This is a genomic window from Candidatus Accumulibacter propinquus, from assembly GCF_056856495.1.
Map to the genome: position 1 here is coordinate 630,381 of NZ_JBSEHC010000003.1, position 14,636 is coordinate 645,016.

The 14,636-nt window shown below is 61.1% G+C and carries 10 protein-coding genes; 7 read left to right on the forward strand and 3 right to left on the reverse strand.

The features are described 5' to 3' along the window. Window positions 1-185 precede the first annotated feature (185 nt). The 3 genes from AC15MQ_RS08945 to AC15MQ_RS08955 form a co-directional block, all read right to left on the reverse strand. Window positions 186-3,785, reverse strand: coding sequence for a bifunctional diguanylate cyclase/phosphodiesterase (locus AC15MQ_RS08945; protein ID WP_483079928.1), 3,600 nt, complete (start codon window positions 3,783-3,785; stop codon window positions 186-188). A gap of 1,704 nt (window positions 3,786-5,489) precedes the next feature. After that, window positions 5,490-7,265 (reverse strand): carbamoyltransferase family protein, encoded by a 1,776-nt coding sequence (locus AC15MQ_RS08950; protein WP_287655299.1) that lies wholly within the window; start codon window positions 7,263-7,265, stop codon window positions 5,490-5,492. 146 nt (window positions 7,266-7,411) lie between these two features. After that, window positions 7,412-8,284, reverse strand: coding sequence for an LpxL/LpxP family acyltransferase (locus AC15MQ_RS08955; protein WP_483080632.1), 873 nt, complete (start codon window positions 8,282-8,284; stop codon window positions 7,412-7,414). A 302-nt stretch (window positions 8,285-8,586) separates the two neighbouring features. Between AC15MQ_RS08955 and AC15MQ_RS08960 the strand changes: the two genes are divergently transcribed. The 7 genes from AC15MQ_RS08960 to ruvB all read left to right on the forward strand — a co-directional run bounded on the left by AC15MQ_RS08960 (window position 8,587) and on the right by ruvB (window position 14,628). Further along, window positions 8,587-9,366, forward strand: a complete 780-nt coding sequence (locus AC15MQ_RS08960) for an IclR family transcriptional regulator (protein WP_287655298.1) — start codon at window positions 8,587-8,589, stop codon at window positions 9,364-9,366. Window positions 9,367-9,613: 247 nt separating this feature from the next. Beyond that, window positions 9,614-10,282 (forward strand): ComEA family DNA-binding protein, encoded by a 669-nt coding sequence (locus tag AC15MQ_RS08965; RefSeq protein ID WP_483079929.1) that lies wholly within the window; start codon window positions 9,614-9,616, stop codon window positions 10,280-10,282. 170 nt (window positions 10,283-10,452) lie between these two features. Continuing rightward, window positions 10,453-11,316: a DMT family transporter gene (locus tag AC15MQ_RS08970; protein WP_287667008.1), complete on the forward strand. Its 864-nt coding sequence runs from the start codon at window positions 10,453-10,455 to the stop codon at window positions 11,314-11,316. Next, complete coding sequence (gene ruvC, locus AC15MQ_RS08975; RefSeq protein ID WP_287655295.1) at window positions 11,313-11,879, forward strand: crossover junction endodeoxyribonuclease RuvC; 567 nt, start codon at window positions 11,313-11,315, stop codon at window positions 11,877-11,879. The genes AC15MQ_RS08970 and ruvC overlap by 4 nt, the downstream gene beginning before the upstream one ends. A 13-nt stretch (window positions 11,880-11,892) precedes the next feature. Next, entirely contained in the window at window positions 11,893-12,468 is a 576-nt protein-coding gene (gene ruvA / locus AC15MQ_RS08980) for a Holliday junction branch migration protein RuvA (RefSeq protein ID WP_287667005.1), read from the forward strand. Between the two features lie 7 nt (window positions 12,469-12,475). After that, window positions 12,476-13,567, forward strand: a complete 1,092-nt coding sequence (locus AC15MQ_RS08985) for an AI-2E family transporter (RefSeq protein ID WP_287655293.1) — start codon at window positions 12,476-12,478, stop codon at window positions 13,565-13,567. Further along, entirely contained in the window at window positions 13,564-14,628 is a 1,065-nt protein-coding gene (ruvB, locus tag AC15MQ_RS08990; protein ID WP_287655292.1) for a Holliday junction branch migration DNA helicase RuvB, read from the forward strand. The genes AC15MQ_RS08985 and ruvB overlap by 4 nt, the downstream gene beginning before the upstream one ends. Window positions 14,629-14,636 lie beyond the last annotated feature (8 nt).

Consider the following 14,636-nt stretch of genomic DNA (forward strand, 5'->3'; position numbering starts at 1 on the left):
CTAGCAACGTGCGCCTGCGTCCGCTTCGTGGATGCAGGCACCAACGAATACTATCGGCTATTAAGAGACGCGCGCTTGAGGAAACTGTCGGTCCGATCAGACAGGTTGCCGACGCACAGGTTCTGCGGCAGGTAGTCGGAACCGAGTCAGACCCCTGTGCTGTCATTGACACCGTGCATGACGGCTTACACTTCCCTTGTAGTCACTCCGGTCGGATGCGAAAACTCCTCCTGAGGCATTGGCCGACCAAAAAGGAAGCCCTGGTAAGCAGTACAGCCATTGGCGGCAAGAAATTCACGCTGTGCCTCTGTTTCTACGCCCTCGGCGATCACGGCCAGACCCATGCTTTGCGCCAGGGCCACGATGGTTCGGGCGATGGCGGCGTCGTTGGGATCCGTCAGCACATCCCTGACGAAGGACTGGTCAATCTTGAGTTGGTCGAGCGGCAAGCGTTTCAGATAAGACAGCGAAGAATAGCCCGTGCCAAAGTCGTCCAGCGAAAAGCCGACGCCTCTGGCTTTCAGCACGGTCATCTTGCTGATGGTGTCTTCCACATCATCCAGCAGCAGGCTCTCGGTCAGTTCCAGTTTCAGTTTCTGAGGGTTAACTCCGGTGCTGTCGATCATCGCCAGTACCTGATCCACGAAATCCCCATGGCGGAACTGGCGGGCGCTGACATTGACCGCCACCGTGAGATGACACATCTTCGGCAGGGCTTCCCAGGCCACCAGTTGGGCGCATGCAGTTTCAAGTACCCAATGACCTAGGGGAATAATCAGTCCTGTTGCCTCGGCCTGAGGAATGAACTCGACTGGAGGCACTATGCCGCGCCGCGGATGCTGCCAGCGCACCAAGACCTCGGCACCCGTCCGGTTTCCGGCGCTGTCCACCTGCGGTTGGTAGCAAAGGCAGAACTGGCCCTCCCGCACCGCCTCGCGCAGATCGCTATCCAGGGTGGCTCGGGCAGCGACGACTGCCTGCATCTCCGGATCGAAGAAGCGCAGCGAGTTGCGGCCACCGGCCTTGGCCTGATACATGGCCGTATCGGCGCGTCTCATCAACTCATCGGCCGAGAGGGAGTGGCCTCGAAACAGGGTGATGCCGATACTCGATGTGCAGTGATAGCTGAGCGTGTTCTTCAAGTCCGCTCGAAGAGTCAGATCGAGCAGGTAAGGCTGGCTAACGACGTGCAGAATCTTCACGGCAACGCTTTCTGCCTGCGTGACGGCGAGCGCATCTTCGCTGAGATCTTCGAGTATCACCACAAATTCGTCTCCGCCGTGACGCGCGACAGTATCGCCTTCACGAACGGCGGCTTGAAGGCGGCTTGCCACCTCTACCAGAAACTGGTCGCCAACGTCATGCCCCAGCGTGTCATTGAGGGTCTTGAAATCATCCATGTCGAGCAGCATCAATGCACCATGGCGATTGTGGCGGGTGCTGCTGGCTAGTGCCTGTTCCAGCCGGTCGAGCAGGAGCCGCCGATTGGGCAGATCGGTGAGCGGGTCGTAGAAGGCCAAACGTTCGATCTTGTCGGCCGTCGCCTTGCGCTCGCTGATGTCGGCGTTGGTGCCAACGAGCCGCAAAGGCTTGCCGTTGGCATCGCGGCTTACCACCATGCCGCGGCCAAGCATCCATAGCCAAGTGCCATCCTTGCACAACATGCGAAACTCAATCGCGGCCGAGCGTGTCTTGCCGTCGATATGGGCCTGGATTGCCGCCATCACCTTGGGCATGTCCTCCGGGTGGACACGGCTCGACCATTCGGAGGAGTTATTCCCGATCTCATTTTCGGCAAAACCGAGCATTTCTTTCCATCGTCTCGAGTACAGTGCGTCACCAGTCTGGATATTCCAATCCCAAACGCCTTCACCTGCGCCTTCGAGTGCAAACTTCCAGCGCTCTTCGCTTTCCAGCAATGCCGCCTCAGCCTTCTTGCGCTCGGTAATGTCGGTCAGGATGCAGTGGGTTTGGCAGAAATTGCCTTCGCTGTCATAGCCAATTCGACCGTTGATCTCAACCAGCCGATTGCTACCGTCCTTGCGTCTGATGTCGAAGACCGGTCCATCCACCTTGCCTCTTGATAGAAACTGAGGAAACTCCCGACCCAGGGTCTTGAGCGAACTTTCGTCTAGGAAATCTCCGATGAAACGTCCAATTACCTCGTCATGCGTGAAGCCGAACAACTTCAGCCAGGCGTTGTTAACTTGCAGAATGTTGCCCGCCGCATCGAGAGACTGATAGGCCAGTGGTGCCTGTTCATATAGATTGCGAAAGCGTTCCTCGCTATCCCGCAGCGCTTTCTCCGCGCGATAATTCTTGGTGACATCACTGAACACCAGCACCACGCCGACGATTCCTCCTGCAGCATTGCGGATAGGGGCCGCGCTGTCGGCAATCCGGTACTCCTGACCGTCCTTGGCCAGCAATACCGTATGGTTGGCGAGGCCAACCACGTGACCATGCGCGAGGACCGATTGCACCGGATTGACTCCCGGTTCGCGAGTATCGGCATTGAAAAGGCGAAAGACCTCGGACAAGGGGCGACCCAGGGCGTCGGCCAGCATCCATCCGCAAAGACGCTCCGCCATGGCATTCATCCGGGTCACCCGGCCGACAGTATCCGTGGCGATCACCGCGTCGCCGATAGAGTGCAGGGTGACGGCGAGATTTTCTTCGCTTTCCTTCAGAGCGTCTTCACGCTGGCCCAGGGTTAGCAGCAGGCGATTGAAGCCGCCGATCAGGTCGCCGACTTCGTCCTGGCGCGTGATGGGCAAGGGTTGGAGCGGCAGGCCTGCAGTCGACTGGGCGGCCAATGTCTGGGCGGTCGCCACCACCGGTGCAAGTTGGCGTCTCAACATCCACCAGGTCAGGCTTCCGGCCAGCAGCGTAAGAAGAATGGTACTCAGCAGCATGCGCTCTTGCATCGCGCGAATCGGGGCAAAGGCTTCCGCGGTGGGCAGGAAAGCTGCAAGGTACCAGCCTGCTGCGGGAATGCCCTTGGCCGAGGATAGCACCTCCACACCCCGTGGATTGACGACGACACCCGGCCCCTCGTAGCCCTGAATAAACCTGTCAACCAACCAATTGACGCCGGCCGGAGGGAGTGTTTCCATGATGCGACTTTTGTCGGTGGCAGTGATAATCAACCGGTATTCCCGCGCAACTATCAAGTAGCCGCCGGTCGTGCCGTGGGTGCTTTCGGTGATCTTGTCCAGAAAGCCGGGCGTCCCAAGATTTACCACGCCACCCAGACCGCCAATTACCTTGCCCTGATGATCGCGAACGGGCACGGTAATACCGAAAACCGGCGCCCGCAATTTCTTGCCCATCACCTGCCGGCCGATGGTTGATCTGCCCTCTTGCAACGCAGCCGCCACGGTATCGATGTCCAGGTAATTGGCGCCAATCCGCCCGGCTGCGGGAAGACTGTCAGCAATCACGGTACCGTCTGTCCGGTAGGTGATGACGCCGCCGTTGAAGAGGGCCTGAAGAACCGGGCGGTCTTCGAGGAATCGCTGCATGGTCGCCGCGTCGCCCAGCATGGCCGGGGTAAGTCTTTCGACAACTTTTTCCAGCGCACTCAAGCGGTCACCCAACTCTTGATTGATCTCGGCGGCGAGTACGGAAACGATCGAATACTGCTGTTCGCCCAGCAGGCGCTCCATATCCGCGCGCAGCACCCGGCTCGCGTAAAACGCCAGCGCCCAGATGCTGATGACGAAAATGGAAAGTGTGAACAGGGTCACCCGGGTCTTGAGCGAGCGCTGCAGCAGAGCAATCATTTCACGTGTCTTTGTCGTCGATGCATCGGCAATGATAGGAAATCCAACCAGCCTGCAAGATGCATTGCTGACGCATTATGCGGCAGTCAATCGCCAATTTCGCACCCGCATGAGCCGCGAATGGCGGAAGACCCCCAGAATCGCCCGCCAAGCACTGCCCGTGATCCGGCGCGTGGCCGCTCCTGCAGCAGCGGCCTTGGCTCACAGCGATCGATGATCCATTGGCCGCAATGGGCACAGAGCAGTCCTGCAGTGAATTCGGAAACGGTCATTCGTCGGCTCGGAGCTTCGACAAGCCCGTCAATGGCAGCACCGGCCACCGAGCAGACGCTCGCGCCGGCGGCACTGAACGTCGGGATCTGATCGGACGCTGCTCGCCAGCCAGGGATCCAGCATTTCTCGCTTGCTGGCATGGCGCCGCTGTTCCCGCCGCCTACCAATGCCACGAATCAACCGCTTGAATGGACCACGTATAAGCTGTTGATTCGTAACGGTGCAATTTCATGAACTCGTGGACTTCGGCGTCCAGCGGTGAGCGAGGACGGAGAGAAAAATGGCCCGGAGAGAGTGAAAACGGCCGAATCCGGGCGCCCGCGGGAAACCACGAAGTCCACAGGAACCCGCACGAACCCGCGCCAACACGCGGCAGTACGCAAAAAAAGGCCAACCCGATAAGGGGTTGGCCTTCTTGTCTGGTGGGCCCGCAGGGGCTTGAACCCTGGACCAAAGGATTATGCTTACCACTACGGCTTTCGCCGCCTCTTTCGAGTTTGTGGTCTGGACTATACCTTCCCGTTACAGGCTGGCCGTCTAGTCTCTACACCTTTCCCCGTGTTGCCTAAGGGATTTGGCTCGGTATTGGCATATCCCAAGGGAGTGAGCTTCCACCGAATTTGACCAGTTCTACCCGCTACCAGAACTGCACTGGCAACGAGCAACCCATGAGGGCAACCACACTTCAGAAGATGTTCAGGTTGCCCTCGCTAAGTCCTCTGCTCTGACCAACTGAGCTACAGGCCCGTGCGCATTCTACAGGCTTCGGGGCTGACGATCATCGTCCGGATCGACAATTGCCTCACTTTACCGAGATCCGAAGTTTAGACACCCGCCATTCCCGGTGACCGGGATTTCAAATGAGCGACTCGGTGCCTATGGGTACAACGACAGACGCCTCAACTCTGCAATCGCAGGTCCTGCCCAGGAAAGCATAACGAATTGATCGGACTTCGGTGCGTAGGCGTCGCGCATGGGAAGTCCGATGGATCGATTTCACCCGCAACCACTTTGCAATTAGCCCCGCGGTGATCATGGCGCCATTTCACCAAGGCGCGATGGCAATCACTGAACGCACTTCCACAACTGCAGGGCGAGCAATTGCTTCAAGGCATTGTCCGTGGAGCGTACATCCACAGTTCCAGCGAAGCATTCTGGTGTGGTTGATCAGGGTCTGAATGTTCGCCGCATGCGCGAAGAGAAGATCGGAGCGTAATGGGCGGCGCGCAGATGGGGGAAGCGGCGTTGATGCCACGGATCCGAACCACGGCATTGATGGTGGATGACCCATACCACCGGGCAGTCCATCCTGGTCCGTCTGTTTGTCCATCCGTCTCGGTTTCATCAGCTGCCCGCCCCTCTGACCCCTGAGCACGGCAATTTCGTCTCACAACTCCCGAAGGGTTGCGGCTTGCTGAAACAACTGTTCCTTCAGTTTCGGATGTCAACCTGACTTGCCGGGACTGCGCACGACTCCGCCGCCTTCACGACCAGGATGTCTTCCATCACCAGGTACTGCAAATCTGACCCGAAAAACATGTTCAGTGCATCTGTCGGAGAGCAGATCATCGGTTCGCCGCGGCGATTGAGCGAAGTGTTGAGGACCACGCCGTTACCGGTCAGCTTCTCGAGTTCGCTCATCAAGTCGTGATAACGCGGGTTGTACTCGCGCTTCAACACCTGCGCACGCGAGGTACCGTCTTCGTGGACGACTTCGGGGACACGTTCCTTCCAGCCTTGGGCAACTTCGAAGGTAAAGGTCATGAACGGTGCGGGATGTCCGCTGTTCAACATCTGCGGCCCGACGCTGTCGAGCATGCTCGGGCAGAACGGTCGCCAGCGCTCGCGGAACTTGATCTGGGCGTTGATCCGGTCGGCGACCCCGGCAACGCTCGGGCAGCCCAGAATCGAGCGGCCGCCGAGGGCGCGCGGACCAAATTCCATCCGCCCCTGAAACCACGCCACGGGGTGTCCGTCGGCCAGCAGCCTGGCGACGCGCTGCGGCACCTGCCCGATCCGTTGCCATGCAGGCTGCGCCGGATGGCGAGCACAGGCGGCGATCACGTCTTCGTTGCTGTACGCAGGCCCGAGGTATACGTGCTCCATCTTTTCGACCGCCACGCCGCGCTGCACGGAGACATACGCGGCTGCTCCGACCGCCGTCCCGGCATCGCCGGAAGCGGGTTGGACAAAGAGTTCCCTGACATCGGGACGGGCGATGATTTTCTGGTTGAGCTTCACGTTCAACGCGCCGCCTCCTGAAAAGGCGAGGCGTCCGGTGTCGCGGAGAATGTCGGCAAGGTAATAGTCGATCATCTGCAACGACAGATCCTCGAAAAGCTTCTGCATGCTTGCCGCGTAGTGGATGTAGGGATCGTCGGCGACGTCTCCCGAACGCCGCGGACCCAGCCAGTCGACCAGTTTCGGCGAAAAATAATAGCCTTTCCCGTTTTCCTTGTAGCGACGCAGGCCGATAACGTTGGCATAGTCGGTGTTGATGGTCAATTCACCGTTCTCGAATTTGGCCAGGCGCGAGAAGTCGTATCTACCGGGGTCGCCATAGGGCGCCATGCCCATCACCTTGTACTCGCCGTCCAGCATCTCGAAACCCAGATACTCGGTCAAGGCGCCGTACAAACCGCCCAGCGAATCGGGATCGTAGAATTCCTTGAGCTTGTGAATCCGGCCATTCTCGCCGTAGCCAAAAAAAGTGGTGGCGTACTCGCCCTTGCCGTCGATGCCGAGAATCGCCGTCTTTTCCTGGAATCCCGAGCAATGGTAGGCGCTCGCCGCGTGCGCCAGATGATGCTCGACCGGCACGATTTCCGTTTTTTTCAAATCGAAACCGAGTTGCTGCAGGCACCATTCGATACGCTTCCGATAGCGGTAATAGCGCCTGTTTCCGCTCAGAATGGCGTCCAAGGCTCGCTCCGGCGCGTACCAGTAGCGTTTGGCGTAGTGCCAGCGCGCGGGCTCGGAAAGGCTGATCGGGGCAAAGGGGATGGCAACGGCGTCGACATCGGCGGGCTTGATGCCGGCAAAGTCGAGGCAGAACTTCGCGGCTTCGTAGGGCATGCGGTTCTTGGCGTGCTTGTCGCGGACGAATCGTTCCTCTTCTGCGGCTGCGACGAGCACGCCGTCGATGTAAAGCGCTGCCGAAGGGTCGTGGGTCAGCGCGCCGGACAGTCCTAGTAGGGTCAGTGCCAAGGTCGAGGTCTCAGAGGATCACACCTTCGGCCCAGGACGTGCATCAGCGGTCCCGGATCGACGAAATCGGCAAGTATACCTGCCTCGGACCATCTTCTGTTCGCTCGTCGGAACAAGCCGGTCCGACCAGCGAAACGCCGCAAGGATCAATAGGGACGAGGTTCGCCGGGCGGCCGGGTCTTGAAACGACGGTGCACCCAGTAATACTGCTCCGGCATCGTACGTACCGCCGTCTCGATCCAGGCATTCATGCGCCTGGTATCGGCTTCGACGTCCTCGGAGGGAAAGTCCTGCCATGGCTCTCCGACAGTAACGATGTAGCCCTCGGCGCCGGGCAGGATACGCGTCACGCAGGGGACGACGGCGGCGCCTGCAAGCCGCGCCAAACGCGACAAACCGGTGATGGTGGCCGCCTGCACGCCAAAAAACGGGACAAAGATGGAATCCCGGCTACGGAAGTCCATGTCCGGAAGGTAGTAGAGCGGACGCCCGGCCTTCATCGCCCTGACGCTGGTCCGCACACTCTCATTGCGGGAGAGCAGAAGCTGATCACCAAAGCGCCTGCGCCCGCGTAGCAGGAGGCGATCGAAAACGGCGTTGGACTGCACCGCGTAGATGCTGACACTGTCGAAACGCATGGCGATCCCGACGCCGCCGGCGTCAAGTCCGACAAAGTGCGGCGCCAGCAGCAAAACCGGACGACCGGCATCGAGGAGCGTCCGTATCCTTTCCTCGCCGACAACGTGGATCAATTTCGACAGCCTGTCCGGACTTGCCCACCAGAGCAGGCTGCGCTCCAGCATGCTGCGGCCGAGCACACAGAAATGCGCCTTTGCCAACAGTAGTCGCTGGCGTGAAACGAGATCGGGAAAGCACAGACCAAGATTCACCATCACGATGTGCCGTCGCCTGCGGCCAACACTGAAGAGGATGGTTCCGAGCGCTTTGCCGATGCGCGCCAGGATCGACAGCGGCAGAAAATGCAGCATCCATAATACCGCCACGAGTAGCCGGCTCAGCATCGTCTCAGCAGTTCTCCGGACAGGATGCCAGGGTTGAGAGTTCGCTGCGGCAAGGGTTCCTCGGGCGATGAAATGTTGGATCACTGTTGACTGCGCCGATGCGCGCACAGCACCGGCGCGACATTGTACTTGCATCGGGGTACGCCCAGTCACTTTTGCTCGGCGCAAACCCGTCACATGTCAACCGGGCGGCGCGCATGATGGTAAGATATTGCGCCGCACAAGCTGCGGTGGGCGATTGGCGGAGCAGCCGCGAGTATTCTCCGATGGCGACAGATGGAAGGTTGGACACCCAGGCGATGGCCGAACAACAGGCAGAGAAAGGTTCGATTCAGGTCATCGAGCGGATGATGTCGCTGCTCGACGTGCTGGCCGACATGCCGGACCCGGTGAGTCTCAAGATCCTGTCGCAGAACACCGGCTTGCACCCGTCCACGGCGCATCGAATCCTGGCGGTGATGACCAGCGCCGCGATCGTCGAACGGCACGATGTCGGAACCTACACGCTCGGTATCCGACTGCTCGAATTGGGTAACATCGTCAAATCGCGGATCAACATCCGCCAGGTCGCCTTGCCATTCATGCAGCAGTTGCACGAACTGATCGGCGAAGCGGTGAATCTCGGCATTCGCCACGACGATGAAATCATCTATGTCGAAAGAACATCGAGCGGCCGTTCGCTGGTGCGCGTGGTTTACCTGGTGGGTGGGCGTGCACCGCTGCATCTGACTTCGGTTGGCAAGCTGTTTCTGGCCGCCGACGGGCTGGCCGATGTGCGTGCCTACGCCAGGCGTACCGGCCTGCCCGGGAAGACCCCGCATTCCCTGACGCGCCTCGACGCGTTGGAAAAGGAACTCGACAAGATCCGCCGCCACGATTTTGCCTACGACAACGAAGAAGCCGAAATCGGCCTGCGCTGTCTTGCCGCACCAATCCGCAACGACGAAGACCAGTTGGTCGCCGGCCTCTCGATCTCTGCGCCCAGCGACCGCCACAACCCGGACTGGATCACACCGATCAAGGCGACGGCCAATGAGATATCAAAGGCCCTGGGTTATCGCAAACCCCTGCGCAAGTAGTTTCCCCCGGCGAACGCGGTCGCCTGCCATGGGATACGAGAGCCGTTTCGTCCGGTCCGAATGCGGTTTGCGCGCACCTTCCAACCGGTCGGCATGCCTCGCGGGATTCCCGGCGCATGCGCCCGAGGCGGGGAATTCCACGCTTGGGTCAACGCAAACGTCTGCTGCACCGTTAATCACAGATGCACGGCACCATGGCGAGAGACGCATGGTGACCTGCAAACCCCATCTCATCCGGAGGAATTCCATGCACAAGCTGATTACCCTGTTGGTCGCTCTGCTGATGATCGCAGCAAATGCCTTGGCCGCGGTCAACGTGAATACCGCCAATGAGGCAGAACTGCAAATGCTCACCGGCATCGGTCCGGCGAAGGCCAAGGCGATCATCGATTATCGTACCAAGAACGGCGCTTTCAAATCGGTGGATGACCTCACCAAGGTTCCGGGTATCGGCCCGGCGGTATTGGGAAAGATGAAGAACGATGTGACACTGAGCGGTTTGACGACAGCCAAGACGCCGGCCCAGGCTGCTGCACCGGCCAACGAGCCGGCCAAGCCGAGCCCGGCAGCCAGCCCCACTCCGGCACCAGCGCCGACAGCCACCGCGGCGACACCCGCGCCGACGAGCGTTACAAAAGCACCTGCCGCGCCAGCAACCCTGCCAGTTCCAGCGGCCAAGGCTGAACCAGGCAAAGCAACGCCAACAGCAAGCCCAACAGCGACGCCAACAGCGGCAGCACCTGCCAAGGCGGTGACGGCCAGTCAGGTCGAACCGGCAGCGGCGGCAGCCACCACAGCCAAAGGCGGGCCGACCAAGGCAGAGACCTCGGTGAGCAAGGACGATGCCAAGAAGGCTAACAAAAAAGAGAAGAAGGACGCTGCAAAAAATGCCGAGGCGGGCACACCGAAGAAATAATTCGGCACAGCCGGTATCGCCATCCACCATAGACGAACCCCGCTCCGGCGGGGTTCGTCACTCCGGGTAGCGACGACCGCGAGGCGTGCAATTCCAACACCAGGGCCTTTTGCTGCCACCGCTGCTACGATGCTTGCTACACTCCGGCCCTGCGTCAATAAGCCGACCCCATGCGCCCCCTGCCATCACTGCTGCCTTTTCTTTTTGTCTTCCTGTGGAGTACTGGTTTCGTCGGCGCCAAATTCGGCCTGCCGTACGCCGAACCCCTGACTTTCCTGCTCGCCCGCTACCTGCTGGTGCTCGCGCTGATGACCACCTTTGCGCTGGCCACCCGCGCGCCGTGGCCAGCCGATGTGCGCCAGGTTGTTCACATCGGCGTGTCCGGCCTGCTGGTGCATGCCATCTATCTCGGCGGGGTATTCATGGCCATCAAGCACGGTCTGCCGGCCGGCGTCACGGCACTGGTAGTCGGCATGCAACCGTTGCTCACGGCGTGTGGTGCAGGCTTCCTGCTCGGAGAACGGGTATCGCCGCGGCAATGGCTGGGCCTGGTGCTCGGCTTTGCCGGCGTGGCACTGGTCGTGGCCAACAAACTCGGCAACGTGATGCTGGCCGCGATGTTGCTCCCGGCGGCCGTAGCGCTGCTCGGAATCACCCTCGGCACGCTTTATCAGAAGCGCTTCTGCCCGCATTTCGACCTGCGCACCGGTTCGGTGATTCAGTTCCTGCCGACAGCGGCGGTGACCGCACTGGCCGCGTGGACCAGCGAAAGCATGCACATCGAATGGACGCCACAATTCGCCTTCGCCCTGCTGTGGTTGGTGCTGGTACTCTCGTTCGGCGCGATCAGCCTGCTCAACGTCCTGATTCGCAGCGGCAGTGCGGTCAATGTCGCCAGTCTCTTCTATCTGACGCCTCCGAGCACGGCGATCATCGCCTGGCTGGTCTTCGGCGAAACGCTAGGCGGCCTGGCCCTGGCCGGGATGGTGTTGGCAGTAGGTGGTGTCTATCTGGCGCGGGCACCCGTCCGATGATCGACGCGGCCAAACCGGTGCTGCGCATCCTCGGCATCGACCCCGGCTTGCGCATCACCGGCTTCGGTCTGATCGAGAAGACCGGAAACCGGCTGGCCTACCTGGCCAGCGGCTGTATCCGGACCAACGTCAGGGACTCGCTGCCCGGTCGCCTGGGGACGATCTACGCCGGCCTGTGCGACCTGGTGGCGCTACACCGACCCGACCAGGCAGCAGCCGAGATCGTCTTCGTCAATGTCAATCCGCAATCCACGCTGCTGCTCGGTCAGGCGCGAGGCGCGGCGATCACCGCGCTGGTCTCCAGCGGACTCGACGTTGCCGAGTACACAGCACTGCAGGTCAAACAGGCCGTAGTCGGCAACGGTCACGCCGACAAGGTACAGGTTCAGCACATGGTCCGCCGGCTGCTATGCTTGTCGGCGGACCCCAGCGCCGACGCCGCCGATGCGCTCGCCTGTGCCATTGCCCACGCGCATGGCGGACAGGGGCTAGGACGACTGGCCGACGTTGGTTTGCACGTACGCAACGGCCGCTTGATTGCCGGAAAAGGCCTGCGTCGATGAGCAAGAGCAAGCGATGATCTGCCGACTGACTGGAATCCTCCTCGAAAAAAACCCGCCACAGGTGGTGCTCGACGTACACGGCGTCGGCTATGAACTCGACGTGCCGATGAGCACGTTCTACAGCCTGCCGGCGAACGGCGAAAAGCTCAGCTTGCTGACCCATTTCCTGGTCCGCGAAGACGGGCACTTCCTCTACGGTTTTGCCAGCGAGGCGGAGCGCTTCGCCTTTCGCCAGTTGCTGAAGATTTCAGGTGTCGGCGCGCGCATGGCTCTGTCGGTGCTCTCGGGGCTCTCGGTCAGCGATCTGGCCCTGGTGGTCGCCCGTCAGGAGGTCGGACGCCTGACCAGGGTGCCAGGCATTGGCATCAAGACCGCCGAGCGCCTGCTGCTCGAACTCAAGGGAAAACTCGCCGACGCGCTGCCGACCACCAGCGTGTCTGCCGACGACGCGCACAATGACATCCTCAATGCGCTGCTGGCGCTAGGTTACAATGAGCGCGAAGCCGCTGCGGCGATGAAGCAATTGCCCGCCGACGTCACCATCTCCGATGGCATCCGCCAGGCGCTCAAGCTGCTGTCAAGAGTCTGAATCGACAATGAACCCCGGCCACAAACAACTCATCCAGATCGCTCTGGTCGCGCTGCTGCTGATCGGCTGCATTGCCGTATTGCTACCGTTCACCGGCACCCTGCTGTTCGCCGTCGTCATCTGTGTCACCACCTTGCCGATCCGCAATCGCCTGCTGACCCTCTGCGGCGGCCGCAGCAACCTGGCCGCGCTGCTGGTGTCGATCCTGCTGCTGATGCTGCTGGTGGCGCCGATGGCATTGCTCTCAGGGTCACTCGCCGACGGTGTCGAGATGGCAATACGCTATTTCAAGCCGCTGATGGAGGGTGGATTGCCCGCCGACCCGCCGGCCTGGCTGGTGAGGCTGCCGATCATCGGCCGTGATGCCGCCGCTTACTGGCACGAACTGATCGAGAGCCGGGAAGAGATGAACAATCTGCTGCACCAGTTTGTAGACCCGACCCGCAGATTGGCGCTGAGCGCCGCTTCGCTGCTGGCGCAGGGTCTGCTGCAACTGGTGCTGGTGATCTTCTTCGTCTTCTTCATCTTCCGTGACGCGCACATCTATGCCGAGGCACTGCACACCAGCAGCCGCGCGCTTGCCGGCGACCTGGGCGAGCGCATGCTGGCGCTGGCCGAAGGGACGGTCACCGGGGTGATGGTCGGAATCGTCGGAACCGCGGCGGCACAGGCGGTGGTGGCGATGATCGGGTTCATCATCGCCGGCGTCCCTGGAATCGTCATCCTGACCGTCGCGACGTTCTTCTTTTCGATGGTGCCGGTGGTCGGCGCGACGCTGATCTGGCTCGGTGCGGCCGTCTGGCTCTACCACGAAGGACAGACCGGCTGGGCCCTGTTCATGGTGCTGTGGGGCATGTTCGGCATCAGCAGTGTCGACAACTTCATCAAACCGATCCTGATTTCGCGTACCGCCAGCCTGCCGCTGCTGCTGATCGTGGTCGGCGTTTTCGGCGGCGTACTGGTTTTCGGCTTCATTGGCCTGTTCCTCGGACCGACCCTGCTGGCTCTCGGGCAGGTCCTGATCCGCGAGTGGCTGGCGCATGTTCACTCGGAACCGTCGGCATCACGAGACACGGCCGGAAAGCAAGCGTCACCATGATCGAGAACGACCACCTCGCCAGCGTTCCGGGGGAGCGGCTGATTTCGGCAGAAGCGAAATCCACCCAGGAAGAAGCGATTGAGCGCGCGCTGCGGCCCCGGCGCCTGGCCGACTACGTCGGGCAGGCGAAGATTCGCGAGCAACTGGCGATCTTCATCGAGGCCGCCAGGAAGCGCAACGACACGCTCGACCACGTGCTCCTGTTCGGTCCGCCCGGGCTGGGAAAAACCACGCTGGCGCACATCATCGCGACCGAAATGGGTGTCAACCTGCGTTCGACATCAGGCCCGGTACTCGAACGCGCAGGCGACCTCGCCGCCATCCTGACCAACCTCGAACCCCGCGACGTACTGTTCATCGACGAGATCCACCGTCTCTCGCCGGTTGTCGAAGAGATTCTTTATCCGGCGCTCGAGGACTTTCAGATCGACATCATGATCGGTGAGGGTCCCGCGGCGCGCTCGGTCAAACTCGATCTGCCGCCGTTCACGCTGGTCGGCGCGACGACCCGTGCCGGCATGTTGACCAATCCGCTGCGCGACCGCTTCGGGATTGTCTCGCGGCTCGAGTTCTACACGCCCGAGGAACTGACGCTGATCGTCACCCGCTCTTCGCAACTGCTCAAGGTGCCTACCGATGCCGGCGGCGCGCTGGAAATCGCCCACCGTTCGCGCGGCACACCGCGCATCGCCAACCGCCTGCTGCGGCGAGTTCGCGATTTTGCCGAGGTGCGGGCCGGCGGCTGCATCACGCCCGAAGTGGCGGATGCGGCGCTGTCGATGCTCGACGTCGATCACGGCGGGCTCGACGTCATGGACCGCAAACTGTTGTTCGCCATCATCGACAAGTTCGGCGGTGGCCCGGTAGGAGTCGATAACCTCGCCGCCGCCATCGGCGAGGCGCGCGATACGATCGAGGATGTGCTTGAACCCTATCTGATCCAGCAGGGCTTCCTGCAACGTACGCCGCGCGGGCGCGTGGCGACGGCAGCCGTCTACCGTCACCTCGGCCTCGAGAGATTGCCTGGCGAACCGCAGGGCGCGTTGTGGCAAACGCCCTGAACCCGTGG

Excerpts from the sequence above, each read along its gene's own strand:
- AC15MQ_RS08945 (WP_483079928.1), bottom strand. The coding sequence starts at position 3,785 with ATGATTGCTCTGCTGCAGCGCTCGCTCAAGACCCGGGTGACCCTGTTC.
- AC15MQ_RS08960 (WP_287655298.1), top strand. The coding sequence starts at position 8,587 with ATGGCCGAACAACAGGCAGAGAAAGGTTCGATTCAGGTCATCGAGCGG.
- AC15MQ_RS08965 (WP_483079929.1), top strand. The coding sequence starts at position 9,614 with ATGCACAAGCTGATTACCCTGTTGGTCGCTCTGCTGATGATCGCAGCA.
- AC15MQ_RS08970 (WP_287667008.1), top strand. The coding sequence starts at position 10,453 with ATGCGCCCCCTGCCATCACTGCTGCCTTTTCTTTTTGTCTTCCTGTGG.
- ruvC (WP_287655295.1), top strand. The coding sequence starts at position 11,313 with ATGATCGACGCGGCCAAACCGGTGCTGCGCATCCTCGGCATCGACCCC.
- ruvA (WP_287667005.1), top strand. The coding sequence starts at position 11,893 with ATGATCTGCCGACTGACTGGAATCCTCCTCGAAAAAAACCCGCCACAG.
- AC15MQ_RS08985 (WP_287655293.1), top strand. The coding sequence starts at position 12,476 with ATGAACCCCGGCCACAAACAACTCATCCAGATCGCTCTGGTCGCGCTG.
- ruvB (WP_287655292.1), top strand. The coding sequence starts at position 13,564 with ATGATCGAGAACGACCACCTCGCCAGCGTTCCGGGGGAGCGGCTGATT.